Raw genomic sequence first — 25348 nt, 5'->3', positions numbered from 1 at the left:
CTCCAAAGCCTTTATGGCTTTTAAATATTCATACACAAGTATTTCAGTTCAAGATATTCATCAATGCCATGATGCGAGCCTTCGCGCCCTAAGCCGGATGACTTCACCCCACCAAATGGAGCAACTTCAGTCGAAATCAGGCCCGTATTGATGCCGACCATGCCATATTCCAAAGCTTCTGCGACCCGCCACACCCGACCTAAGTCACGTGCATAGAAATAAGCGGCCAAGCCAAATTCCGTATCATTCGCCATTTGAACTACATCGGCTTCATTTTTAAAACGGAATAAAGGGGCTAAAGGACCAAAGGTTTCTTCTTTTGCTAATAACATGCCGGGCTTGGCTTCAGTAATCACTGTAGGCTCAAAGAAAGTCCCACCTAAAGCATGGCGATGACCACCTGTAAGCACTTGCGCACCTTTACTGAGCGCATCGGCTAGATGTTTCTCGACCTTACTCACCGCTTTTTCGTCAATCAAAGGCCCAGTAGTAATACCTTCTTCTAAGCCATTCCCTACTTTGAGTTTTTGCACAGCTATCGAGAGCTTTTCAGCGAATTGCTCATAGATACCCTCCTGCACATATAAGCGATTGGCACACACACAAGTCTGGCCTGCATTACGATATTTAGAAATTATCGCGCCCTGCACCGCAGCATCGACATCAGCATCATCGAATACAATAAAGGGGGCATTCCCACCCAGTTCTAAGGACAGTTTTTTGATTGTAGGCGCACATTGCTCCATCAACTTCATGCCCACCGCGGTTGAACCTGTGAAAGATAATTTACGCACGACTGGACTCGAACACATCACATCGCCAATCGCCCGTGAACTCTCCGCATCCGCTGTCACCACATTAAACACACCGGCTGGAATACCCGCCTGAGTAGCTAATTCAGCTAAAGCTAACGCAGAGAATGGAGTCTGTGGCGCTGGTTTTAATACCATTGTGCAACCTGCGGCTAAAGCAGGGGCAGCTTTACGGGTAATCATTGCTGAAGGGAAATTCCACGGCGTAATCGCAGCAGTTACACCAATCGGTTGCTTAATCACCACAATGCGCTTATCGGCTTGATGCCCCGGAATCGTCTCACCATAAATCCGTTTAGCCTCCTCCGCAAACCACTCGACAAACGAGGCGGCATACGCAATTTCACCACGTGCTTCCGTTAAGGGTTTGCCCTGTTCTAAAGTCATCAGATGCGCGAGTTGCTCTTGATTCGCCATCATCAACTCAAACCAGCGGCGTAAACGATTAGCACGTTCTTTAGCGGTTAAAGCACGCCAAGCTGGTAAAGCAGCTTCGGCTGCATTAATCGCAGTTTGCGTATCAGCAGCTCCCATATTTGGTACTGCACCTAAACGCTCATGGGTAGCTGGATTGTGAATAGGGTAAGACTGCTGCTGAGCTGCATTGACCCAAGCACCATTGATATAAGCTTGTTGCTTAAATAAATTCATATCCGTGATTAACACATCCCACCTCTACAGGATTGCGTGCTAGCCTAGCTAACTTGTTAAATAAAATTGACGATTTTCTTAAAAATGTTAAATTTATTTATCGCACAACTAAGACAAGTTCGCAAGTAGCTTGCTATACTTTGCCGATCTTTACTGAGCAGCTTGGCTTGAAGAGGAATAAATTATTTTGGATGACTTTGATTTAGGGGCGCGTTTACGTTATGTCCGTCAAGCTGCTGGTTTATCCCAGCGCGAACTAGCTAAACGTGCGGGGATGACGAATGCTGCTATTTCAGTCATAGAAAATAACCAGAGTAGCCCTTCGGTTGCCTCATTAAAAAAAGTATTAGAAGTGATTCCGCTATCACTCACCGAGTTTTTTGCCCTCGAAACACCTGCTGAATATAAGATTTTCTTTAAAGAAGAAGAGTTAGTACCAATCACTCAAGGTGCGGTGCACTATCGGCAAGTGGGTGATATGCGCTATCACAACTTACAGATTCTCCATGAACGTTATACCCCCGGCGCAGATACGGGGCGCAGCATGTTGCAACATGAATCGGAAGAAGGTGGAGTGGTCATCGAAGGCACGATTGAACTAACCGTTGGCGAACGTAAAACCATTCTTAAAGCCGGTGATGCTTATTTATTTGATAGCCGTCAACCGCATCGCTTTCGCAATATTGGCAAAACGGATTGTGTGATTGTGAGTGCCTGTACACCACCTTATTTATAAGACTGCGGCATTAAGATTAAACTCACTTCTTAGCTCTTACACTAAGGTTTTATAGAGTAAACCCTTAAAGTTTATGCCCAAACTTGAAACTCTATTGATCTCTTTAACAGGCACTGATAGCCATAAGTTGCTCCTTGAACCGGGACAAGGAAGTTTATCCATTGGCACACGTGGGGAATCACACGGTAAATATGATCTTTGGGTTGAACCACAACAAAAATTGAACTGGCATGCCTTTGATACACTGACTACGGCCTCTAATTATCCTTGGCCACGCTTTTTTAAGTATTCTGGTAATGACTTAGGATTTATTACTTGGTCAACAAACAGACCCATTGAGAGCTTTGAATGGTATCCAACCACTCATTTAGCTGCAAACTTCAATTCAGCTGCTATCAGTAAACTTTATATTGAAGTGAACACCACTCATTTAAATTTAACACTGGATGCAGGAATTAGTAGGCTACATCTTGCAGGAAACTTAGCACAAATCCATTTGAACCAATGCAGCACGTTTGAATCTTTAAGCTTCTCCCCGAAGTACTCAGACACGGAGTGCTATCAACTTCCAGAGTATCCCTCATTAGCTAACACAGATGATCTTTGTATTTATGTTCAACCACTTGGCAAAAGTTTTGATTGTAGGAGTTTATTGCAATTTCCTAGGCTCACCTCTTTAAAACTTTGGGGATCTATGCTGCACTTAGACTGCTTAGCCAGCTTAACTCATTTGCAGACGCTGGGTTTACGTTATATGCCTGAATTAGATACCTTACCTGCACTGCGTACTTGGCCAAATTTAAGCCATTTTATTGGTTGGAATATCGAAGCCACTGCAGGAAAAGCTTTGCAAAAACAACTTAAATTAGCTCAGAAAGCCGAATTAAAAAAATACTCAAGCGTCTCACAACTAAGATCGAAAAGCTGGTTTATAGCTGAATATGCGCTACCTTTTGGTGCTTGGGAAAATAAAAATGCTAAGTTAGCTACTAAGGCCTATAAAGCTTGCTTAAAAGCAATTCAGCAAGCCTCAACTACTCAGGAAGTACAAGACAGTATTGCTGTATTTATTGCAGTTATTAACCAACTTCCTGCTATGGAAACTTCTGAAAGAGAAGATGTAGCAGAAGCAGTTGATCAACTGGTTGCTGCCGCTAAATTCCAAATTGATCCAAAAGAAGCCCAGACTTGGTTTGATGCAGTTCGCGATTTTTAATTGCAGGCTCTAACAGCTTTTTAGTAAGCTCACACAAAGTTCAAGTCCGCAATCCGGACACATGCTAGCCCAGTTCTGCATATACTTCCCACATGGAAGCTCAAGACTATTACCAAGCCCTACTCAGTCACGATGCACGTTTTGATGGACGTTTTTTCGTCGGTGTAACCAGCACGGGAATTTATTGTCGACCGATTTGTCGGGTCAAAGCGCCTAGCTTGAAAAATTGCCAGTTTTATAGTTCCGCAGCGTTGGCGGAAGCCCAAGGTTTTCGCCCTTGTTTACGGTGTCGCCCAGAGCAAGCGCCCGGCTTATCGCAAATGGATGCCACCCACACCTTAGCGCATCAAGCCGCGCAATTAATCAAGCAGGCACAGGTGCAAGATACCGTTCAACTGTCCAAGCGTTTAGGCGTGAGTGAGCGGCATTTGCGGCGGTTATTTCAGCAGGCGTTTGGCGTAGCTCCCAGCCATTATTTGCGCACCCAACGTTTATTAATAGCGAAAACCCTATTAACTGATACCCAATTGCCGGTGAATAAAATTGCGATTTATGCAGGGTTTGGCAGCACGACGCAGTTTTATCAACATTTCAAAACTCACTATCAACTCACACCCACGGATTGGCGGCGTAACTCGCCACCCCAAGCAGGTGCTATGACATTTAAACTGGCTTATCGCCCACCGCTCGATTGGGCGCATTTACTCAACTATTTCAAAACGCGCTGCATTAAAGGCGTGGAAATGGTGCGTGCTGATATTTACTTTCGCACAGTGGCCTTAGCCGATGCACAAGGCCAATGGCACGAAGGCTGGATTAGCATTAGCCCTGCCCCCAAACAACACGCTTTGCAACTTACCGTTTCGGATAGTTTGGAGGCAGTGATTCCTCAAGTGATTGCGCGGGTGCGTTCACTGTGTGATTTGGATTGCGAACCAGACGCCATTCATCAAGCCTTGGGGGAGCTGGCGAATCCCGCCACAGGCTTACGGGTGCCTGGTGCTTGGGACGGATTTGAAATTGCGGTGCGGGCGGTGATGGGGCAATTAGTCACGGTAAAGGCCGCATTGACACTGGTTGGGCGCATGGCTGAATTGGCGGCTTGCAAAGTGGCAACACCTTATCCTGAATTGTATCAGCGCTTTCCTTTAGCCCACGATTTTCTTAAAGTGAGCGACGAAACCTTTAGCGCTTATAAAATCCAGCCACGTAAAGTCGAAATCTTACGCCATATCGCGGCACTGATAGTACAAGGCGAATTGGTATTGGATAGTAGCGCCGATTATCACACAAGTTATCAGCAACTTCTGAGTCTCAAAGGGATTGGCGCGTGGACGGCGAGTTATATTGCGATGCGTACTTTGCGTTGGCCGGATGCGTTTTTGGTGGATGATTATTGGATTAAAAAACTGCTTAAGGTCGCGACTGCCAAACAAGCCGAAACTATCGCACACCAGTGGAAACCGTGGCGCAGCTACGCAGTGATGTATATTTGGAGAAATGGCACATGCACGTAATTGAATTTGATACGGTTTTAGGTCAGACCATTGTGGCTGGGAATGAGCAGGGCTTGGCAGGGGTTTGGTTTAATGATCAGCGCCATTTTGCAGGGATTCAGGGCGATTGGATTCATCAGGAAACTGAGCTGTTACATGCGGCTAAACAGCAATTATTAGCTTATTTTGCGGGTGAATTGAAGGAGTTTGATTTGCCCTTAACGCCAAAAGGAACGGAGTTTCAAGAGCGTGTTTGGCAGGCTTTGCAAGACATCGACTATGGTGTGACCTGTAGTTATGGCGATATTGCCAATCAACTCAATCAGCCGAAAGCGGTGCGAGCAGTGGGCGCTGCGGTTGGGAAAAATCCCTTGAGTATTATTATTCCTTGCCATCGCGTATTGGGGAGTCAGAAACAATTGACGGGTTATGCGGGAGGTTTGGAGCGGAAGAAATGGTTGTTGCAGTTGGAGCAGAATACCAAACTCAAAACCGAAGTTTATCAACTGCAAGCTAAGCCTGCTTAACTAGCACTAAACGCTTTAGCCACTAAAAAGGTCACAAAACGGCTCAGAACAAAAGCAATACAGATTGGCAAGACGAAATAATGCACCATTAAGGCATCCGTTTGCTCGACTAAGGCCAAGGGAATAAAGGCGCGCAGGGAAATTAAATAGATAGCAATAACAATAAAACCCACCGCATCCAATAACAAAGCTAAAAGCACTGCCCAAACTGAAAAGCTAAAAAATCCATTGAGGATTAACGTCAGCAGCAGAAAATTTAAACCCATGCTAATGATGGCAACTTTTTTCCTGCCGGTATACCAATAATACCAATGGCTACGAAACCAATGCATGCTTGACTAGCCTGAAGTTAACTAAGCTTTATAGTAACAATGCCTGCTCAAGAATGCTTGTCGCAGGGTGGTTTTCAACGTTTTGCGCTTAAGTGGAAACTAACAACTGCTTGGATAGTTGCGCTTCTAACTCTAAATTAAAAGCGTGTGCACACTTCATATGTTCACGCATTAAGCGTTCTACGGCTACTGCATCTTGCGCACGAAATGCCTCAACTAGCTCTTGGTGATAATGCAGATTCGATTTGGAAAATTCGCGCTGCTCAGGTAACTGTACTTTTTTGAAAATCACTAAATCTTTCAGTAAATCATTTAAGAAGCGCCCAATAAAGCCTAACAGTGGATTACCACAACGCTCCGCTAGCAGACTGTGAAAATCCAATTCTGCAATCCGCTGCTCTAGGCGCTGCTCCATACTCTCTGCAATAGGTGCACATAAATTGGTGAGGCGCTCTAGTTCACTTAAATCTTCTGCAGACAGCTTTCCAACGACTAAACGGGCAATTTCTGGCTCAACCAGATCACGAAGTTCATAAACATCTGGGCCAGTCGGGTGCTGAAAATGTAGATAATTACGTAACATCTGTGAAGCTAAAGGATAAGGCACTTGGACTAAGACCGCACCACCATTTGGTCCCGTTTTAATACTAATCAAACCTTGCACTTCTAAAGATTTGAGCGCTTCCCGCACAGTGCCCTTGGAGCAATCAAATAGCTCCATTAAAGCCTTTTCATTCGGCAGGCGATCACCGGGCTGAATATTACTCACAACTACCCAACGTTTGACTGCCTCAACAATTTGGTCAGCACGTTTCACCCGCTTCGCTGAGCCGCCACTGGCTAGCAACTTATCCATCAATTCCATTTCAACACTCTTGTTCATTTGGCTTCATTTGTTAGTGGTCACTGTTATGCTAACCGAAATTTATTTTAAATTTGAAATAAAACTTGATTTCTAGTATTTATTATAATAAATAGCATAATTACCTTTGGACTTCAGCAGTATTTGGAGGAATCAGCATGCAAGCCTTTCAATGGGATGACCCTTTACTTTTTAATCAACAACTTAACGATGATGAACAGCAAATTCGTGATGCTGCCCGAGCCTATTGCCAAGAAAAACTTCAACCACGGGTGTTAATGGCTTCACGTGAAGAACGCTTTGATCGTGAAATTATGAATGAGCTTGGCGAACTAGGCATGTTAGGTGCAACTGTCGCTGAAGAATATGGTGGAGCCAGCTTAAGTCATGTGGCTTATGGCTTAATCGCGCGTGAGGTAGAGCGGGTGGATTCTGGCTATCGCTCAGCCATGAGTGTGCAATCTTCACTCGTGATGTACCCGATTGAAAGCTATGGCAGTGAAGAGCAAAAACGTAAATACCTGCCACGGTTAGCCACAGGTGAAATCGTCGGTTGTTTTGGTTTGACTGAACCGAATCATGGCTCCGATCCCGGTTCGATGATTACTCGCGCTAAAAAAGTCGATGGTGGCTATAGCTTAAGTGGGCAAAAAATGTGGATCACCAATAGCCCAATTGCTGATTTAGCGGTGGTCTGGGCGAAATCTGAAGCGCATGGGAATAAAATTCGGGGTTTCATTGTTGACCGGGGGACTAAAGGTTTTAGTACACCGAAAATTCATGGCAAATTGTCTTTACGCTCCTCTATTACGGGTGAAATTGTTTTAGATGAAGCCTTTGTGCCTGAAGAAAACCTCCTACCGAATGCTTCGGGTTTAGCAGGTCCTTTTGGCTGTTTGAATAAAGCTCGCTTTGGGATTGCTTGGGGGGTGTTAGGTGCGGCTGAATTCTGTTGGCAGGCAGCACGGCAATATACTTTAGACCGGATTCAATTTGGTCGCCCTTTAGCAGCTACACAGTTAGTCCAAACTAAGCTTGCGAATATGCAAACTGAAATTACCTTAGGTTTGCAAGCTGCTTTACAAGTTGGGCGCTTAATGGATCAAGGCACTTGGGCACCTGAGATGGTTTCAATGATCAAGCGTAACAATTGCGGCAAATCTTTAGATATTGCTCGGGTGGCGCGGGATATGCATGGCGGCAACGGGATTTCGGACGAATATGGGGTGATGCGCCATATGGTCAACCTCGAAACCGTGAATACCTATGAAGGTACTTATGATGTGCATGGCTTAATTTTGGGTCGCGCTCAGACAGGGATTCAGGCTTTTTCTTAACGGCTTCTTGATTCCCTCAAATACTTAGGGCGAAGATTCTAACTTTCGCCCTCGTTAACAGGTATTCCCATGTCTCCAAAACCCTTACAAGGTATTCGTGTTCTCGATCTTTCGCGCATTTTGGCAGGGCCTTGGTGTAGCCAACAGTTAGCTGATTTAGGTGCAGAAGTCATCAAAATCGAAAAGCCGAATGAAGGTGATGATACGCGCCGCTGGGGGCCTCCTTGGTTGGCAAACTCTACAGAAGCTGCTTATTACCTTTGTGCTAATCGCGGCAAGCAGTCGGTCACGATTGATATGGCTAAACCCGAAGGACAAGCCTTATTGCATGAGTTAGTCAAACACTGCGATGTCGTTCTAGAAAACTTCAAAGTGGGTGGTTTGAAAAAATATCAGTTGGATTATGACCGTTTAAAAACCATCAAACCTGACTTGATCTATTGTTCCATTACCGGCTTTGGGCAAACGGGCCCTTATGCACAACGGGCAGGCTATGATTTTATGATTCAAGGGATGGGCGGTTTAATGAGCTTAACCGGCCAGCCAGATTCTGAATTAGGGGGTGGCCCCGTAAAAGTTGGCGTGGCTTTTGCAGATATTTTCACTGGTATGTATGCGGTTAATGCGATTCTGGCTGCTTTATTTCAACGCCAACAAACCGGTATCGGAACGCATATTGATTTAGCTTTGTTAGATGTTCAGGTGGGTGTATTAGCTAATCAAGCGCTGAATTATCTGACCTCGGGTCAAGTGCCGGGGCGCTTAGGAAATGCGCATCCGAATATTGTTCCCTATCAAGCTTTTGCGACTCAGGATGGGCATTTAATACTGGCGGTAGGTAATGATGCGCAATTCCAGCGTTTCTGCGAAGTCGCTAGTTGTGCTGAATTAGCTCAAGATGAGCGCTTTTTAACAAATGCCAAGCGGGTTGAACATCGTCAGGTGCTCGTTCCTTTATTAATTCCAGTGCTTAAACAACGTAGTACCGATGATTGGTTATTAGCTTTAGAAAAAGTCGGGGTACCTTGTGGCCCAATTAATACGCTAGATCGAGTTTTTGCTGATCCACAAGTGAAGCATCGTCAGTTGGAAATTGAATTACCCCATTCTACAGCCGGTAGCGTAAAACTGGTCAGTAACCCGATTCGCTTTGATAATCAAGCCTTAAATGCGGATACCCCACCGCCCTTATTAGGTGAGCATACAGAAAAAGTCTTAAGCAAGTTATTAAATTTAGATGTAGACCAGCAACAAACTTTAAAAGCCAAAGCAGTCATTTAGCATTGGTGGATTAAGAGTAAACATTTCGCTAATGTCAGCCTATAGTCTATAGGCTTTCACCGCAAAACGGCCTTCCTCTCGCTTCGCTTCAACTAACATTGCATCTAATTGTGTATTGAAAGTCTCCAAAGCAAAGCTAGTTTTCGCAGCACGCCTGCCCAATTCCGGGCTACAAGTCACTAAACCTACTCTAAGTTGCAGCTCCTCTTCAGTATCTAAATCGGCCTGAGCCAAGCGACCTTGCAAACGTTCAGCAATTAATAAAGCCTGCTCTGCAGAGGTATTCGGCAATAAAACCTTAAAGACGCAGCCATCTAAATAAGCTAAGCAATCCGAAGAACGATATAAAGCGGTTTTAATAACACTTATAAAGTGCGGTAGCTGTTTTGAACCCGCAGGTTCTAATTCCAATTTAAGTGCTGACAAATATTGATGCTCACGTGCCGCATACTGCCATTCTAGCTTTAACAGGACATCAAACTCGGCTGCATTTAGGAGATTATTCTTTTGAGGTTGGCGCATTTCGACGAGCAACTGCTGCTCATGTTCTTGATGGGCTTTCAGCAACATCGCCATTGCATTAATCGCAATCGTGATGGAACAGGCAGCAAATAGCATCACAATAGCACTAGCCCAGCGCCCTTGTAGGAGCATGAAAAAGATACCCGGCAAAGTAATAATGGCTGTTTGCAAATAAAACACTGGTTGCAAAATAGCGGCTCGTGGAATATTTAAACAAACCAATACACCTAGTAAGGCTAGCAGCTCATAATCAATGGTATGGCGATGATAAATAATAACTAAGCTTAAACAACCCCAAAGGGCGCTATTTAAACTCGTGAGATAGAAATTATAATCAATGAGTTTACGTGCCTCTTGTTCAGCTCCATATTTTGCTAACGAAAAACTGGAGTCAATAAAGAGATTAAAGCTAGTTGCTAGCAAAATTAAACACAGCAAGCTAATGAGTAAAGCTTGATCTAAGCCCAAATCCCATTTAAATGCATATAATTTCACAATAATTAAAATGGCGAGGACAGAAAAAGCCCAATAGACCCAACGATAGCGGCGCAACATCCGCGCATAGCTATACCAGGTGACATGCTGAGCACTGAGTTCGTCAGCTGAGATCCTCATTAAGCTTGTTGTCATACATCCCCAAGGCACTTCATTTTAATAACTTATTGAATCTCACCTTAGCACAAATTAGCATAAAAACTAAACATTAGACTCGAACTAGTTAGTTCTTTCCATCCACTGAATCATATCATGAATCACTTTGGCTCCTTGCAAGTCACGCATCAGCATATGCCAGCCATTCGGATAGCGAATTTGCTGAGTTTTACCCATTTTTGGCAACCGCGCCCACAACATATCAGTGGGCTTTTTCGGTACTAGCTGATCTTTTTCCCCATACAACAGCAGTACAGGTAGTTTGACCTTATCCGCTGAGGCATAGGACTTATCCATCAGCTCGACTAAACCAGCCACCGTATCAATGCGCGATTGACGAATCATCCAAGGACTTTTCCAAATACGCTTGAGCATTTCTATATTATCACTAGGGCGAATATTTAAGCCTTCGCCAGTTGGTGACCAAGCTGGGGTAAAACGTTTGGCAAACTCTAAAGACCAACGCTGATAAAAAGGCTGGGTTTCACTAATCCAGACAGCTGGAGCTAGTAGAATAATGCCATCTGCTGCTAAGTCACCACTGCCAGTTGCTAACAAAGCAACTGCGCCTCCCATCGAAGTTCCAGCCACATACAGAGGCTGTTGGGGATGCAATTTATGTAAGAGCTTCGTCACCTCGCGCGCATCTTCAGCCATACGTTCTGAGCTTGACCATAAGCCACGATAAGGTGAACGTCCAAAACCACGCTGATCATAAGCCCAAACTGCAACGCCTTGTTTGGCAAAGCTTTGACCGACTTCATCAAAAGCCCCCGGATATTCATTGAAGCCATGCAAAAGCAACAAATTTGCTTTCACTTTGCCTTGCGGTAGCCAGCTTTGTGCGACTAACTCGGTACCATCACTGGCACGAAATACAGGTTGCTGAATGAGGCTAGGCTCTAGTTTATCTTGCCCCAAAGGTACACTTGCGGTGGTACAAGCGCTCAAGAGCCAAGCACTCATCAATAGACTGAAGATTAGTTTTAAGCCGTGTAGATAGTTCATTATTTAGCCCAGATGACTGATTTGCCGATGCGCTAACCCTAGCAGGACACACACCTTTCCGCTACCATGCGAGTAAAACAGACCATAACCAGCCAGCAACCGACTGCGTTCGAGGGACAACATCAATGAATAGCAATGCCAAGGATCCGCACAGTGTCACCGTCAATTTACGCGGGAGCGATGGTTATATCTGTGATATTAAAGCAGGTCATCATCAACTCGTTGCTGATGAACCTATACCTTTAGGTGGCACTGATCTAGGCCCTACACCTTATGTTTACTTGAAAGCAGCCTTAGGAGCTTGCACCGCGATGACGATTCGCATGTATGCCGAACGTAAAAAATGGCCGCTACAAGATGCGATTGTCACCTTACGTCATAGCCGTGATGGAAATAAGGAAAGTGTGTTTGAGCGAGATATAAAACTTGTCGGCGACTTAGATGAAGAGCAAAAACAACGCTTACTGGAAATTGCGGATCGCTGTCCAGTGCACAAGACCTTAAGCCACGGTGCTACGGTTTTAAGTAAACTTATCGATTAACTTAACACTAATAAAATCATTCTCTTATGCTGAAAATTTACAATAGTTTGCACAATCGCAAAGAAGACTTTATCCCTTTAGAAGCGAACAAAATCCGCATGTATGTATGCGGGATGACGGTGTACGACTATTGTCATTTAGGGCATGCACGCGTCATGGTGGTGTTTGACATGGTCTATCGCTATTTACAAGCGGCTGGCTATGCGGTGACTTATGTGCGCAATATCACCGACATCGACGATAAAATTATTAAGCGTGCCAATGAAAATGCAGAACCGTTCACTGCACTGACTCAACGTTTTATTGATGCTATGCATGAGGATGAGCAAGCTTTAGGTATCCTCTCGCCTACTTATGAGCCGCGTGCGACTGAAAATATTCAAGAAATGCTAGCCATAATTAGCAGCTTGATTGAGAAAGGCTATGCCTATGTGGGTAGTAATCGTGATGTTTACTATGATGTGTCTAAATTTGCAGGCTATGGCAAACTCTCTGGGCGCAAATTAGAAGACTTACGTGCCGGTGAACGAATTGCCATTGATGAAGTGAAAGATGATCCTTTGGATTTCGTCTTATGGAAAGCGGCAAAAGAAGGTGAACCTGCTTGGGAATCCCCTTGGGGCTTGGGTCGCCCGGGTTGGCATATTGAATGCTCGGCCATGTCGAGTACCCTCTTAGGTACGCAGTTTGATATTCATGGGGGTGGGCATGATTTGCAATTCCCACATCATGAGAACGAAATTGCGCAAAGCGAAGCCTGCAATGGTCATCAGTATGTGAACTACTGGATGCATAATGGCTTTATTCGGATTAATGACGAAAAAATGTCAAAATCCTTGAATAATTTCTTCACGATTCGCGATGTGCTTCAAGAGTACAAAGCTGAAGAAATTCGCTATTTCATGTTGAATAGCCATTATCGCAGCCCACTCAATTACAGCACTGAGCAACTTGATAATGCCCGTGCGTCCTTAACTCGCTTGTATACGGCTTTACGCGACTTGCCCCAAGTGACCGCTCCTGAAAATACAGATGCAGAACAGCGTTTTCGGGCTGTGATGGATGATGACTTCAATACTCCTGAAGCTATTGCGATTTTATTTGAGCTGGCGCGCGAAATTAATCGCTTGCGGATGGAGCACAATGCAACGGCTGCAGCGGAAACTGGCGCTCTACTGAAAAAACTTTCAGGTATTTTAGGCCTGCTTGAGCGCGACGCTGAAAGCTGGTTTAAAGGTGAAGCCTTAGATGGTTTGGATGATGCTGCGATTGAGGCCTTGATCCAAGCGCGTTTAACTGCACGCACCAATAAAAATTGGGCTGAATCGGATCGGATTCGCGATGAATTGAAAGCTAAAGGGGTACTGCTTGAAGACAAGGCGGGTCTCACTACTTGGCGCCGTGCTTAAGCTGCTCAGTTATCCATCTCTTTAACGACTCAGTTCAGCTAAAGAGATGTTTGCGACCTAAACTCAAAATATTAGTTTAATCCTGATGACTAGAGGAAATCACGTATGTTGAATAAGCTCGCCATTAGTTTAGCCTTAAGTTTATCGTTTATTAGCCCACTCAGTTTCGCCGAAAGCTTTGATCCCGGTGTACCTGCACCTAAAGTACCGGCTGACTATTATGCAGGGGCAGAAAAACTAGTAGTGCATGTCTCTGTCGATGGAGACGAGAAAAAATATCTCAGTATTTTGGCCAATATTAATAACTACATTAAAGCTTTAGACAGCACAGGCAAAAAAACTGAAGCCATTGTGGTCATGAATGGCGAGGGACTGGGTTTATTAAAGCTTGCCAAAGACCTCGAATTAGAAAATGAAGCTAAACTCCCTGCGCAAGTAGATAACCTAAAAGCCAAAGGGGTGAAATTTGAAATCTGCTACAACACCTTAGTCGGGCGCGAAATCAAACTTGCTGATCTGTATAACGCTAAAGCAGAAGATGTAATTCCCTCAGGCGTGGCTGAGGTAGGACGTTTAGAAGCACAAGGTTATCGCTTACTCAAGCCTTGAGCGACCAACTATCCTCTTGATTTGACGCAGGCGGCGGTCTCTTTTAGAGTCAAAACCGAAGATAATAGTTTTGACTCAAGTCGTTTAAAGACTTACTTCAACTAAATCCCAAATAACTATAAAGAAGTAGCCACTATGCCTGAGAATAATCCTTTTGAAACTTTTCCTGAATCTAGACCCAATAGTAATTTAAGCGCCCGCGAAAAACTGTTTGCCGATATGGGTTTAAGCCCACAAGGCAAACCCTTAGAGGGTGGTTTAGCGGCAGAAGATTTCCTGAATGCTGATTTTGCAGTGGAGGAAAATTTTATTAGCCTCACTGAACCTAAAGCGGCTGAGCCAAAACAAGCTGAGCACATTGAGGAAGAAGACAGCATAGTCGACGCTATTTTTACCAGCACCACAGCGCAAGAAACTCCAAAAGCGAATCTAGTAGCAGAGACATTCGCTGCAGAACCCACCAGCCATGATTCAGTACTAGAAGAACTAACCGCTGCTTTACAGGCTGACCCTGTAACAGAAGCAGCCGAACTTGATGAGTTAGTCATTACTGATGAACCCCTTGCTGTACTTGAACCAGCAGTTGCTCAAGCCTCTGTAGAGACAGAACTCAAAGAAGAACAGCCTGTAGTGGCAGAACCTGCAGCGCAAGCAGCAGGCCTAGCTGTGTTGAACTCTTTAGATCGTGCAGGTTTTGATCCAATTGTTGATGCCTATACGGATTTACAAAAAAAGCTGGCTGCCAATCAAGCTTTAATCAGTGCAGAGCGTGAAGCCATCGCAGCCTTACGCAATCAGATGCGCCAATTGAATGCGCTGGTTCACGATATGTCTGAAACTCGGGGCGGTTTAGATGAAGGCCGTCAATTAGTCCAAGCGGATAGTTGTGAGAATCTAATGCGCTCTATCAGCCAAGTGAAGGACTTAATTCAGCAAGATAGTCAACGCGCCGTACAATTAATGACTCCGATTAAAGCAGGTGTCGAAATTCTTGAATTACGTGTGAAACATGTTAGTGCGATTGAGAGTTTATTAACACATATGCAAGAAGGTTTAAAATTGCAGGAGCAATTAGCGGGTGCTGACAGCTTAATCCATAATTTAGCCAAACAGTTAGGTTTGAATTTTGCTTAAGTTTAAGTAAAACCTGAGTTTCCTAACAAAAGCCGCCTTTAAAGCGGCTTTTTGCTTTAGATTACCTCTTCATTAACACATTGCACAACGATTGACCCTGTTATCCTGCAGTTGTCATAATACTTTTTTGCTCAAACACGATAATCACAAAACCACTAGGAAACTAAGCAATGGAATCAGACCATCAGGCTCTACCTGAGTCCAACTCTAACCCTGAGCGCCCGCGCAGTCGTGGCATTTATTTACTCCCGAATTTGTTTACGACCGCGGCTATGTTTAGTGGCTTTTATGCCATCGTAGCTGCCATGCAAGGCCATTTTGAAGCGGCCGCCATTGCGATTTTTATTTCTATGGTTTTGGATGGTTTGGATGGACGCGTTGCCCGCTTAACCAATACTCAAACTGCTTTTGGTGCTGAATATGACAGCATGTCTGATCTGATTTCCTTTGGTGTCGCCCCCGGCCTAACCATGTATCAATGGTCTTTAGTGCATTTTGGGGAAATGGGGACTGGCTGGGGCAAGGTGGGCTGGCTAGCGGCTTTTGTTTATGTCGCCTGCGCCGCTTTACGTTTAGCCCGCTTTAATACCCATCTTGGTAAAGGCGATAAAAAGTACTTCACTGGTTTACCTAGCCCGACTGCGGCTGCGTTGATGGCGGGTATGGTTTGGGTGTTTAATGATTTAAGTATTTCTGGGAATAATTTTCAGTTTCCTGCGCTGTTAATGACCCTCACCGCAGGCTTATTGATGGTGAGTAATGTCAGCTACTATAGTTTTAAAGAAATCGATTTACGCAATCGAGTACCTTTCGTGGTAATGATTGCGGTCTTACTGCTGTTTGCACTCACCACGATCGATCCACCTAAAGTTCTATTCACTGTATTCGTGGCTTACACCTTATCTGGGCCGATTATTTGGGGGGTGCGTCGTTATCGGCGGATGCAAAGACGCAAAAAGGAAGGCCAAATCACTCCCCCACCAAGTGCTCCTAACCCGCCTCAACCTTAAAAACTTCTGGGGCATCTGGTATGAAGATGCTCCAATTTCCCGTTACAAAAGCAGTCCAAACCGAACTTAGAAAACTTGAGCTTCCTTTAGATTTACTGTAGTTTCTTCAACAGTATTTTAGATTTGAAACTCAATGATTATACGCAGCCTGACAACTCCTTGGTCTACTGGCCATCTAAGCCACTGCTGCTTCCTGCCTACTATTCTGCTATATCGACTGCCTAGATAGGCAGAATAAAGCTAACTGAAGCCTCGCGAGCTTAACACGCATTCCCTGTTTTAATTTATCATTAGGTCTAGCAGAATCTTTGGAGACAACCATGTCTAAACAACGTTTAATTATTTTTGATACCACTTTGCGGGATGGCGAACAAAGCCCTGGCGCATCCATGACCCAAGCTGAGAAAATCCGCATTGCCAAAATGCTAGAAAAAATGCGTGTGGATGTCATCGAAGCTGGATTCCCGATTGCTAGCCCCGGCGATTTTGAGTCAGTTAAAGCGATTGCAGGCATTATTAAAGAAAGCACCATTTGCGGCTTAGCGCGGGCTTTAGATGCGGATATTGAACGCGCTGCCGAAGCTCTAAAAGGTGCAAACTCTGGGCGAATTCATACCTTTATCGCCACCTCTCCGATTCATATGCAAAATAAATTGCGCATGACACCCGATCAAGTGGTCGAGCAAGCGGTGTATGCAGTGAAAAAAGCACGCAATTACACGGATAATGTTGAGTTTTCCTGTGAGGATGCGGGGCGCTCTGAATTTGAGTTTTTATGTCGCGTGATTGAAGCAGCGATTGCAGCGGGGGCAACGACCATCAATATTCCGGACACAGTGGGCTATCAAATTCCACATGTGTTCGGTGACATGGTGGGGCGCTTAATCCAAACGATTCCGAATGCGGATAAAGCGGTATTTTCCGTGCATTGCCACAATGATTTAGGCTTGGCGGTCGGCAACTCCTTAGCGGCAGTGATGCAAGGTGCACGCCAAGTTGAATGTACTATCAATGGCTTAGGTGAACGTGCGGGGAATGCCTCTTTAGAAGAAATCGTCATGGCAATTCGCACGCGGCATGATGTCTTCTCAGTAGAAACTCAAATTGATACCACACAGATCGTACCGACTTCGCGTTTAGTCTCTAGCGTAACGGGTTTCCCTGTGCAACCGAATAAAGCGATTGTCGGTGCTAATGCCTTCGCACATGAATCAGGTATTCATCAAGACGGCGTGCTCAAGCATCGTGAAACTTATGAAATCATGCGCGCCCAAGATGTCGGTTGGTCAGATAATAAGATTGTTCTTGGCAAACACTCAGGCCGAAATGCTTTCCGCACCCGCTTACAGGATTTAGGCATTGAGTTAAAAACCGAAGAAGAAATCAATGCGGCTTTCTCACGCTTTAAAGATTTAGCGGATCGCAAACATGAAATCTTCGATGAAGACTTACAAATGCTGATCTTAGAATCACGCTCTGCCCAAGAACAAGCCGCCTATGAGTTAGTCTCTTCACGTGTGTGCTCAGAAACGGGTGAGGCACCCGTCGCGACTGTGACTTTAAAAGTACACGGTGTTGAGCAGAAAGCAGAAGCTTTAGGTGGTGGTCCAGTAGATGCAGTGTATAAAGCGATTGAAGCGATCACGCATGAAGAAGCTAGCTTGCAATTGTATTCAGTAAATGCGATCACCAGTGGTACTGACTCCCAAGGCGAAGTAACTGTGCGTTTAGAACAAGCCGGTCGGCTAGTACATGGGCATGGCGCAGATACAGATATTGTAATTGCCTCTGCCAAGGCTTATGTCGATGCTTTGAATAAGCTAGCTTCCAGCCAGCAGCGTGCTCATCCGCAGCACAGCGGAGTGTAGTTAGTTTTGGATTGGCAGACGCGCCGTCGTTATCTAAAAGCAATGGGTATTCCGCTGTGGATACCCAAAGATTTAGCTATGGACGAAGACACTGCACCAAGTTTAGAAGCATCAGTAGCACTAGTTAATGAAACACTGGAACCACTGCCGCCAGTTAGTAAGCCCTCTAGCTCATCGAGAACAATCAGTGAGCTATTTGAGCCTGCTAAACCTAAGCTAATACCGCCAGCGAATCCTGCTAAACCAGTTATTGCTAGCCATGCACCAGATTGTAGCCAACTAACTTGGCTAGACTTAGAAGCTGCCGTTGCAGCTTGTAAGCGCTGTGAGCTGCACAAAACCCGTACCCAAACGGTGTTTGGTACAGGTCATCAACAAGCACGATGTATGATTATTGGCGAAGCACCCGGAGCTGAAGAAGATCGTCAAGGTTTACCTTTTGTGGGCAAATCGGGCAAGTTGCTGACCAATATGCTCGCTTCGATTCAAATTGCACGTGAAGCTATTTATATCGCGAATATTCTTAAATGTCGCCCGCCAAATAATCGTGATCCCAAGCCTGAAGAAGCTGCAGCTTGTCGGGGTTATTTAGAGCGGCAAATTGCTTTAATTCAACCAGCGCTCATTGTAGTGGTTGGCAGAATTGCGGCACACAATTTATTGCAAACTACGACTCCATTAGGTCGCTTACGGGGCAGTGTACATATTTTACCGAATAGTACCGTGCCAGTGATTGTGACTTATCATCCTGCTTATTTACTGCGTCAACCGGCTGAAAAGCGCCGAGCTTGGCAAGATTTGCAATTAGCGCGGGATTTTTTAGCTAGCCTAAACGCTCAATCGTAACTTATTTTATGTCTGACTCTAGTCCTATTTTACCCCTACGTTCGATGAGCTTGGCTGATCTTGAACGGATCATGCCGATTGAAGAGCGTGCTTATCCTTATCCTTGGACCTTGGGGATTTTCCAAGATTGCCTCAAACACAAAACTTATCATGCGTATATTTATGAGCTTGATCAGCAAATTATCGCCTATTGTGTCTTATCTATTGCCGTAGGCGAGTTACATATTTTAAATATCACGGTTGAACCTAGTCATCAAAACCAAGGTTTAGGTAAACGTTTGCTAGCAAGCGCAGAACAAATCGGTAGTGGTTTAGGTGCACAAGATTGTTTTTTAGAGGTGCGCCCCTCAAATACAGCCGCGATTCATTTGTATTTAGCGCAGGGTTTTAATGAAGTGGGCTTACGGAAAAATTATTATCCTGCTAAAAATGGGCGTGAACATGCCATTTTGATGGCAAAAACTTTAGTTTAAATCTTTCAGGGGGTTAGTGGTGAAGCCATAGCAGTGCTATTATTGCGATCTTTGGCAACATCCTTAAGATATTAATGTCTTCGACAGGGCTAAAACAGGGAGCTTCCGACAATTTGATAGGATCGGCACAACCCGTGCGCATCCACGCATCTGAACATAAAATACAACAAGAACAAATTTGTGAACGTGCTGATGCCATTATCCGCAAGCTACAAAAAGCAGGCTTTGCAGCCTATTTAGTTGGCGGTTGTGTACGTGATCTCTTACTCGGTTTAATCCCTAAAGATTTCGACATTGCCACCAGTGCTCATCCTGAGCAGGTGCGTAAACTCTTTTCCTCCGCACGTTTGATTGGGCGGCGTTTTCGTCTAGCGCATATTTATTATGGACGTGATTACATTGAAGTCGCGACCTTTCGTGCACCCCATGATGAAAGCTCTCAAGGTCAAGTCAATGAACAAGGTCGTATCTTACACGACAATGTTTATGGGACTTTAGAAGAAGATGTCTGGCGACGTGATTTCACCATCAATGCCCTCTTCTATGATCCGGTTGGCGGTGATGTGCTCGATTATGTCGGTGGCATGCAGGATTTAGCCAAGCGCCGGTTGCATTTAATTGGTGATGCTGAGCAGCGTTACCGCGAAGATCCTGTGCGGATGTTACGCGCTTTACGCTTTGTGGCTAAACTGAATTTTGAATTAGACGGCCCAACGGGTAAGTTGATTTATGCAATGGCGCCGTTACTCAATGATGTAGCGCCTGCGCGTTTATTTGATGAGCTTTTAAAGCTTCTACACAGCGGCCAAGGCTGGAAAACCTTTGGCTTATTAGAGCAGTATAAGCTACTGCCTATCCTCTTGCCGATTACTGCCACAAGCCTTGCCCAAGACCATCAAGGAATTTATCGAAAGCTACTGCAATCCGCTTTAAGCAATACCGACAATCGGATTGCTGAAGGTAAATCAGTAATGCCTGCTTTCTTGTTTGCAGTGCTCTTGTGGGAACAAGTACATGCACAAATGGTGCAAGCGCAACTCAAAGGCCATCCTGAACTGCAAGCTTTACATATTGCTGCGACCGATGTATTGCGTGATCAAGTGAAAGTAACCGCGATTCCGCGCCGCTTTAGTAATATCACCCGCGAGATTTGGGGCTTACAATCGCGCTTCCGTCATCGTGATCTACGCCGTGCGAATATTCTATTAAGTAATCCACGTTTCCGTGCTGCTTATGATTTCCTCTATCTACGTGCCGCAGCAGGTGAAACCAGTGTCGCTGAAGATGCAGCTTGGTGGACACGCTTCCAAGAAGCTTCACCCGAAGACCGCTTAGGTTTGTGTAAAAATGGTGGTAAAAAACGCCGTACCAAGCGCAAAAAAGCGAATAATAAGCCAACGGACTCTGCCTGATGACTTTGGCTTATATTGGTTTAGGTAGTAATCAAGGCGATTCACTAGCAACTTTGCAGTCAGCTTTAAAGCAGTTAGCTGAGCATGCCGAGATTGAAGTCCAAGCAGTTTCTAGTTTTTATCAAACCAAGCCTGTTGGCCCACAAGAGCAGCCTGATTATGTGAATGCAGTGGCTGCTTTAAAGACTAGTTTAAATGCTCAAGCTTTGTTAGCAGTGCTTTTGGAAGTGGAACGCTTGCATGGACGCGTGCGTGATCCGAATCTACGCTGGGGGCCACGGACTTTAGATTTAGATTTATTGCTGTTTGGTGAGGCGGTTATACAAGAAGCGAATTTGATCGTGCCGCATCCTGAATTATGTAAGCGCGCGTTTGTGGTTTATCCTTTAGTTGAGCTTGCGCCTGATTTGGTGCTACCCAATCGGGTTACTTTAAAAGCTTGCCAGGCTCAGTTGGATGTTAGGGATTTATTCAAAATAGTCGAACAAGTTGCCTAGCTAACCTTAAACCTTGCGCCAAACCAAAATTCGATTATTCACCGGCATCTCATAATCTGCCTGTAACTCCATACCTGCATTGGCTGCGAGCAGATTCAAATCCTCAAAATTGCGAATCCCACTTTCCGGGTCACGCTGTTTCAGCCACTGATCAAAGCGTGCATTGCTCGCACTGGTGAATTGCCCTGCATAATTGAAGGGGCCATAGACAATAAACAAGCCGTCACTTGGCAATAAACGCTCCACACCCGCAAAACAAGCTTGTACCGCCTCCCTGCTCATAATATGCAAAGTATTGGCTGAAAACACCGCGTCCACTTTTAGCCCAGGCCAAGTTGCTTGGCGCACATCTAATAACAAAGGTTCTAAAACATTAGGGAGTTGGGCTTCAGCCAACCAAGCTTGAATGCCCACATGATATTCAAGTTGATCGCTAGTTTGCCAAGTGAGTTGTGGGAAGGCTTCACCAAAATAGACGGCATGCTGGCCTGTGCCGCTGCCGATTTCGAGTAGTGCATGACGATCATGCAACAAGTTTTTAAGTACCGCTAAAATCGGCTCGCGATTTTCATCACAAGAGGCCGCATAGGGTTTCACTTAATTTTCGACCGCTTTGAAGGCTGCATCTAAAGTCTGCCAGGTATTGACGATATGACAGAAAATATCCGCCGTCTTTTCAGCATCATAAACGGCAGAATGCGCTTGTTCGCCATCCCAATTCATTCCTGCTGCCTGCGCCACACGCGCGAGCACAGTTTGCCCATAGACCACCGCGCCTAAAGTCACCGTATCCAGGGTGCTAAACGGGTGGAAAGGATTGCGTTTGCAATCATTACGATCCGAAGCGGCATTGACGAAGTTGAGATCAAAAGGTGCGTTATGCCCTACCAAAATCGCACGATTACAACGATTTAGTTTGACTTCGCGGCGCACAATTTTAAAGAACTCATCTAAAGCACGGGTTTCAGGTACGGCTAAGCGTAAGGGGCTAAACGGCTTAATACCATTCACCTCTAAGGACTTGGGATCAAGATTAGCATTGGGAAAAGGTTCAATATGCCAGTGATAAGTACGATGACGGGATAATTCACCTTTTTCATCAATGCGCAAAATAACCGCTGCCACTTCTAGCAGAGCATCTTTACGAAAATTAAATCCGCCAGTTTCCACATCGACTACGACCGGCAAAAATCCACGAAACCGATTAGCGAGGGGAATAATCTCAATTTCATCACTCATGGCATTGAGCTTACCGGATGTGGCTGAAAATAGGTAGAAAATTGCAAGCAATTTCATTTGTTTTTTATAAGACACTGATTTTTAAATTTATTTATTTCACAAAATCAGAGCTTCTTTTCTTTCAAAAAGGATAATGTTATGTTCAAAAAATTAAACATCATTTCGCGCGACTGCTAAGGTGCGCTACGGCTGGCAAGGAGTTCTGCTATGAGCTTAGACAAAACCCCGCAAGACATTGATCCACAAGAAACCCTCGAATGGGTCGACTCCCTCGAAGCGGTGATTGAAAGCGAAGGCTTAGAACGCGCGCATTTTCTGCTTGAACAACTGATTAGCACCGCACGGCAAAATGGCGCCAACCTGCCTTATTCCGCAAATACTGCTTATATCAATACCATTCCGCCGCATTTGGAAAAATATACCCCTGGTAATCCAGCACTCGAATTGCGTTTGCGCTCATGGATTCGTTGGAATGCGGTGGCTATGGTGGTACGGGCTAATCGAAAAAGTACCGAGCTCGGCGGACATATTGCTACTTTTGCTTCAGCAGCGACTTTATATGATGTCGGCATGAATCATTTTTGGCATGCGCCCTCGCCACAAAATGGGGGTGATGTAATTTACATCCAAGGGCATGCAGCACCAGGGATGTATGCGCGTTCTTTCCTAGAAGGTCGATTCACTGAAGCAGATTTAGATAACTTCCGTCAAGAAGTGAGCGGCCAAGGTTTATCTTCTTATCCGCATCCGTGGCTTATGTCGAATTATTGGCAATTCCCGACTGTGTCGATGGGCTTGGGGCCAATTACTTCGATTTACCAAGCGCGCTTCATGAAATACCTACAAGATCGCAAGCTCGCGGATACTGAAAATCGCCATGTTTGGGCTTTTGTCGGCGATGGTGAAGTGGATGAGCCAGAAACTTTAGGCGCTATTTCGTTGGCAGGGCGTGAAAAACTCGATAATCTGATTTGGGTAGTGAATTGCAATCTGCAACGTTTAGATGGCCCGGTGCGTGGTAATGGCAAAATTGTACAAGAACTGGAAGCGGTCTTCCGAGGTGCGGGTTGGAATGTCATTAAGGTGGTTTGGGGTTCGTATTGGGATCCACTCTTAGCCAAAGATATTAATGGCAAGCTCAAGCAACGTATGCTCGAAGTGGTGGATGGCGAATTCCAAAACTATAAAGCCAAAGACGGCGCTTATGTACGCGAGCATTTCTTTGGGGCTTATCCTGAATTGCGCGAAATGGTCGCACGTATGAGCGATGCAGATATTTGGCGCTTAAACCGTGGTGGACATGATCCACACAAAGTCTATGCAGCCTATTACGCAGCGGTAAATCATGAAGATCAGCCTACAGTTATTCTTGCGCATACCGTAAAAGGCTATGGAATGGGCGCTGCCGGCGAAGGGCAAAATCGCACGCATCAACAGAAAAAGCTCAGCAATGAAGAGATGATTGCCTTCAAAAATCGTTTCAACATTCCTTTAAGCGACGAGGATGCAGCGGAAGCCAAATATTATCGTCCTGCCGATGATAGTGAAGAAATCAAATACTTACATGAGCGACGTAAAGCACTGGGTGGCTATTTACCGCAGCGCCAGACTCATGCAGCCCCACTAAAAGTCCCCGAATTAAACCTCTTCCAAACTCTATTGGATAGCAGTGGTGATCGGGAAATGTCCACTACGATGGCCTTTGTACGCCTGTTAACCATTTTGACCCGCGATAAAAATATTGGACGGCACATCGTACCGATTGTACCGGATGAAGCGCGCACATTTGGGATGGAGGGCATGTTCCGCCAATTAGGGATTTACTCTTCAGTGGGTCAGTTGTATGAACCGCAAGATAAAGATCAAGTGATGTTCTACAAAGAAGATAAATCAGGACAAATTCTGGAAGAAGGTATTAATGAAGCGGGGGCAATTTCGAGCTGGATTGCAGCAGCCACCGCCTACAGTACACATGGGGTATGTATGGTGCCCTTCTATATTTACTATTCGATGTTTGGTTTCCAACGGATTGGCGATTTAGCCTGGGCAGCGGGGGATTGCCGTGCACGAGGCTTTTTGATTGGGGGTACAGCCGGACGCACCACGCTTGCGGGTGAAGGCTTACAGCACCAAGATGGGCATGGCTTAGTGCAAGCGGGTTTAATTCCAAACTGTATTTCTTATGACCCGACGTTTGCTTATGAACTTGCGGTGATTATTCAACAGGGCATGAAACGCATGTATGAAAATCAGGAAGATGTTTACTACTACATCACCGCAATGAATGAAAATTATCATCATCCTGCGATGCCACCTGCAGCAGAAGAAGGCATTGTCAAAGGTATGTATCTGTTCAGTGGTGGGGGCAAAAAGCGTAAGAAAGTTCAGCTTTTAGGTTCGGGCGCGATCTTGCGGGAGGTGATTGCAGCCGGAGAAATCTTAGATAAAGAATGGGGCGTGGATGCAGATATTTGGAGTGTGACCAGCTTCAATGAAATCGCCCGCGAAGCGCGTGATCTTGAGCGTTGGAATTTATTGCATCCCTTAGAAGATGCACGTACCCCCTATATCACCCAGTGCTTAAAAGATCGACGTGGCCCGGCCATCGCAGCCACTGATTATATTCGTAGTTACGCAGACCAAATCCGTGCTTGGGTGCCCATGCATTATAAAGTATTAGGTACAGATGGTTTTGGGCGCAGTGATACCCGTGCCCAGTTGCGGCGACATTTTGAAGTAGATCGTTATTATATCGTGCTCGCTGCCTTGAAATCCTTGGTCGATGAAAACTCCTTGCCGGCAGTCAAAGTGATGGAAGCGATGGAGAAATATCAGATCGATCCCAACAAACCTAACCCCTTATACGTGTAGGGAGGCG

Annotated in this window: 24 protein-coding genes; 17 read left to right on the top strand and 7 right to left on the bottom strand. The window is 45.2% G+C overall.

The window, feature by feature from the left end; translation table 11 throughout:
- Nucleotides 1–20 precede the first annotated feature (20 nt).
- Nucleotides 21–1463 carry an NADP-dependent succinate-semialdehyde dehydrogenase gene (gene gabD / locus Q0230_RS05975; protein WP_298609013.1) on the bottom strand — a complete coding sequence of 481 codons (1443 nt, stop codon included), beginning with the start codon at nt 1461–1463 and terminating at the stop codon, nt 21–23.
- A gap of 187 nt (nt 1464–1650) precedes the next feature.
- On the opposite strand from gabD, the gene Q0230_RS05970 reads away from it, so the two are divergent.
- The 4 genes from Q0230_RS05970 (at nt 1651) to Q0230_RS05955 (ending at nt 5438) form a co-directional block, all read left to right on the top strand.
- A complete protein-coding gene (locus Q0230_RS05970; protein ID WP_298608934.1) occupies nt 1651–2199 on the top strand; it encodes a cupin domain-containing protein in 549 nt (182 codons plus the stop codon).
- A 73-nt stretch (nt 2200–2272) separates the two neighbouring features.
- Nucleotides 2273–3415: a hypothetical protein gene (locus Q0230_RS05965; protein ID WP_298608933.1), complete on the top strand. Its 1143-nt coding sequence runs from the start codon at nt 2273–2275 to the stop codon at nt 3413–3415.
- Nucleotides 3416–3507: 92 nt separating this feature from the next.
- Nucleotides 3508–4932 carry a DNA-3-methyladenine glycosylase 2 family protein gene (locus Q0230_RS05960; RefSeq protein WP_298608932.1) on the top strand — a complete coding sequence of 475 codons (1425 nt, stop codon included), beginning with the start codon at nt 3508–3510 and terminating at the stop codon, nt 4930–4932.
- Complete coding sequence (locus Q0230_RS05955; RefSeq protein WP_298608931.1) at nt 4923–5438, top strand: methylated-DNA--[protein]-cysteine S-methyltransferase; 516 nt, start codon at nt 4923–4925, stop codon at nt 5436–5438. Before Q0230_RS05960 ends, Q0230_RS05955 begins: the two co-directional genes overlap by 10 nt.
- On the opposite strand, the gene Q0230_RS05950 is transcribed toward Q0230_RS05955, so the two are convergent.
- Both Q0230_RS05950 and Q0230_RS05945 read right to left on the bottom strand, forming a co-directional pair.
- Nucleotides 5435–5770, bottom strand: coding sequence for a hypothetical protein (locus Q0230_RS05950; protein ID WP_298608930.1), 336 nt, complete (start codon nt 5768–5770; stop codon nt 5435–5437). The two genes, Q0230_RS05955 and Q0230_RS05950, sit on opposite strands and share 4 nt — an antisense overlap.
- Nucleotides 5771–5858: 88 nt before the next feature.
- The gene (locus Q0230_RS05945; RefSeq protein WP_298608929.1) at nt 5859–6653 is read right to left on the bottom strand and encodes a FadR/GntR family transcriptional regulator; all 795 of its coding nucleotides are present in this window, start codon (nt 6651–6653) and stop codon (nt 5859–5861) included.
- Between the two features lie 137 nt (nt 6654–6790).
- Here Q0230_RS05945 and Q0230_RS05940 point away from each other — a divergent pair, with 137 nt between their 5' ends.
- Together Q0230_RS05940 and Q0230_RS05935 are read left to right on the top strand one after the other, a co-directional pair.
- The gene (locus Q0230_RS05940) at nt 6791–7969 is read left to right on the top strand and encodes an acyl-CoA dehydrogenase (RefSeq protein WP_298608928.1); all 1179 of its coding nucleotides are present in this window, start codon (nt 6791–6793) and stop codon (nt 7967–7969) included.
- A 69-nt stretch (nt 7970–8038) separates the two neighbouring features.
- On the top strand, nt 8039–9250 hold the full coding sequence (locus tag Q0230_RS05935) for a CaiB/BaiF CoA-transferase family protein (RefSeq protein WP_298608927.1): 1212 nt from the start codon (nt 8039–8041) through the stop codon (nt 9248–9250).
- Between the two features lie 39 nt (nt 9251–9289).
- Here Q0230_RS05935 and Q0230_RS05930 read toward each other — a convergent pair whose 3' ends face one another.
- Nucleotides 9290–10387: a hypothetical protein gene (locus Q0230_RS05930; protein ID WP_298608926.1), complete on the bottom strand. Its 1098-nt coding sequence runs from the start codon at nt 10385–10387 to the stop codon at nt 9290–9292.
- Between the two features lie 99 nt (nt 10388–10486).
- Nucleotides 10487–11431 carry an alpha/beta hydrolase gene (locus tag Q0230_RS05925; protein ID WP_298608925.1) on the bottom strand — a complete coding sequence of 315 codons (945 nt, stop codon included), beginning with the start codon at nt 11429–11431 and terminating at the stop codon, nt 10487–10489.
- A 125-nt stretch (nt 11432–11556) separates the two neighbouring features.
- Here Q0230_RS05925 and Q0230_RS05920 point away from each other — a divergent pair, with 125 nt between their 5' ends.
- The 10 genes from Q0230_RS05920 (at nt 11557) to folK (ending at nt 21231) form a co-directional block, all read left to right on the top strand.
- Nucleotides 11557–11973, top strand: a complete 417-nt coding sequence (locus Q0230_RS05920; RefSeq protein ID WP_298608924.1) for an OsmC family protein — start codon at nt 11557–11559, stop codon at nt 11971–11973.
- A 26-nt stretch (nt 11974–11999) separates the two neighbouring features.
- Nucleotides 12000–13382 (top strand): cysteine--tRNA ligase, encoded by a 1383-nt coding sequence (cysS, locus tag Q0230_RS05915; protein ID WP_298608923.1) that lies wholly within the window; start codon nt 12000–12002, stop codon nt 13380–13382.
- A 105-nt stretch (nt 13383–13487) separates the two neighbouring features.
- On the top strand, nt 13488–13991 hold the full coding sequence (locus Q0230_RS05910; protein ID WP_298608922.1) for a DsrE family protein: 504 nt from the start codon (nt 13488–13490) through the stop codon (nt 13989–13991).
- 135 nt (nt 13992–14126) lie between these two features.
- Nucleotides 14127–15125: a hypothetical protein gene (locus Q0230_RS05905; RefSeq protein ID WP_298608921.1), complete on the top strand. Its 999-nt coding sequence runs from the start codon at nt 14127–14129 to the stop codon at nt 15123–15125.
- 170 nt (nt 15126–15295) lie between these two features.
- Nucleotides 15296–16135: a CDP-diacylglycerol--serine O-phosphatidyltransferase gene (gene pssA / locus Q0230_RS05900; RefSeq protein ID WP_298608920.1), complete on the top strand. Its 840-nt coding sequence runs from the start codon at nt 15296–15298 to the stop codon at nt 16133–16135.
- Between the two features lie 320 nt (nt 16136–16455).
- Nucleotides 16456–18003: a 2-isopropylmalate synthase gene (locus tag Q0230_RS05895; RefSeq protein ID WP_298608919.1), complete on the top strand. Its 1548-nt coding sequence runs from the start codon at nt 16456–16458 to the stop codon at nt 18001–18003.
- Between the two features lie 6 nt (nt 18004–18009).
- Nucleotides 18010–18849: a uracil-DNA glycosylase gene (locus tag Q0230_RS05890; protein ID WP_298608918.1), complete on the top strand. Its 840-nt coding sequence runs from the start codon at nt 18010–18012 to the stop codon at nt 18847–18849.
- 8 nt (nt 18850–18857) lie between these two features.
- Nucleotides 18858–19322, top strand: coding sequence for a ribosomal protein S18-alanine N-acetyltransferase (gene rimI, locus Q0230_RS05885; protein ID WP_298608917.1), 465 nt, complete (start codon nt 18858–18860; stop codon nt 19320–19322).
- Between the two features lie 134 nt (nt 19323–19456).
- Nucleotides 19457–20734 carry a polynucleotide adenylyltransferase PcnB gene (gene pcnB, locus Q0230_RS05880; protein WP_298608916.1) on the top strand — a complete coding sequence of 426 codons (1278 nt, stop codon included), beginning with the start codon at nt 19457–19459 and terminating at the stop codon, nt 20732–20734.
- On the top strand, nt 20734–21231 hold the full coding sequence (folK, locus tag Q0230_RS05875) for a 2-amino-4-hydroxy-6-hydroxymethyldihydropteridine diphosphokinase (protein ID WP_298608915.1): 498 nt from the start codon (nt 20734–20736) through the stop codon (nt 21229–21231). The genes pcnB and folK overlap by 1 nt, the downstream gene beginning before the upstream one ends.
- Nucleotides 21232–21237: 6 nt before the next feature.
- On the opposite strand, the gene Q0230_RS05870 is transcribed toward folK, so the two are convergent.
- Nucleotides 21238–21828 (bottom strand): DUF938 domain-containing protein, encoded by a 591-nt coding sequence (locus Q0230_RS05870; RefSeq protein ID WP_298608914.1) that lies wholly within the window; start codon nt 21826–21828, stop codon nt 21238–21240.
- Nucleotides 21829–22470: a ribonuclease T gene (gene rnt / locus Q0230_RS05865; protein ID WP_298608913.1), complete on the bottom strand. Its 642-nt coding sequence runs from the start codon at nt 22468–22470 to the stop codon at nt 21829–21831.
- A gap of 207 nt (nt 22471–22677) precedes the next feature.
- Between rnt and aceE the strand changes: the two genes are divergently transcribed.
- Nucleotides 22678–25341, top strand: a complete 2664-nt coding sequence (gene aceE, locus Q0230_RS05860) for a pyruvate dehydrogenase (acetyl-transferring), homodimeric type (protein ID WP_298608912.1) — start codon at nt 22678–22680, stop codon at nt 25339–25341.
- Nucleotides 25342–25348 lie beyond the last annotated feature (7 nt).

Source organism: uncultured Thiothrix sp., assembly GCF_937876535.1.
Taxonomy (GTDB): domain Bacteria; phylum Pseudomonadota; class Gammaproteobacteria; order Thiotrichales; family Thiotrichaceae; genus Thiolinea.
Note: the sequence above shows the minus strand (reverse complement) of the source record. Positions and strands in the feature narration are given on the sequence as shown.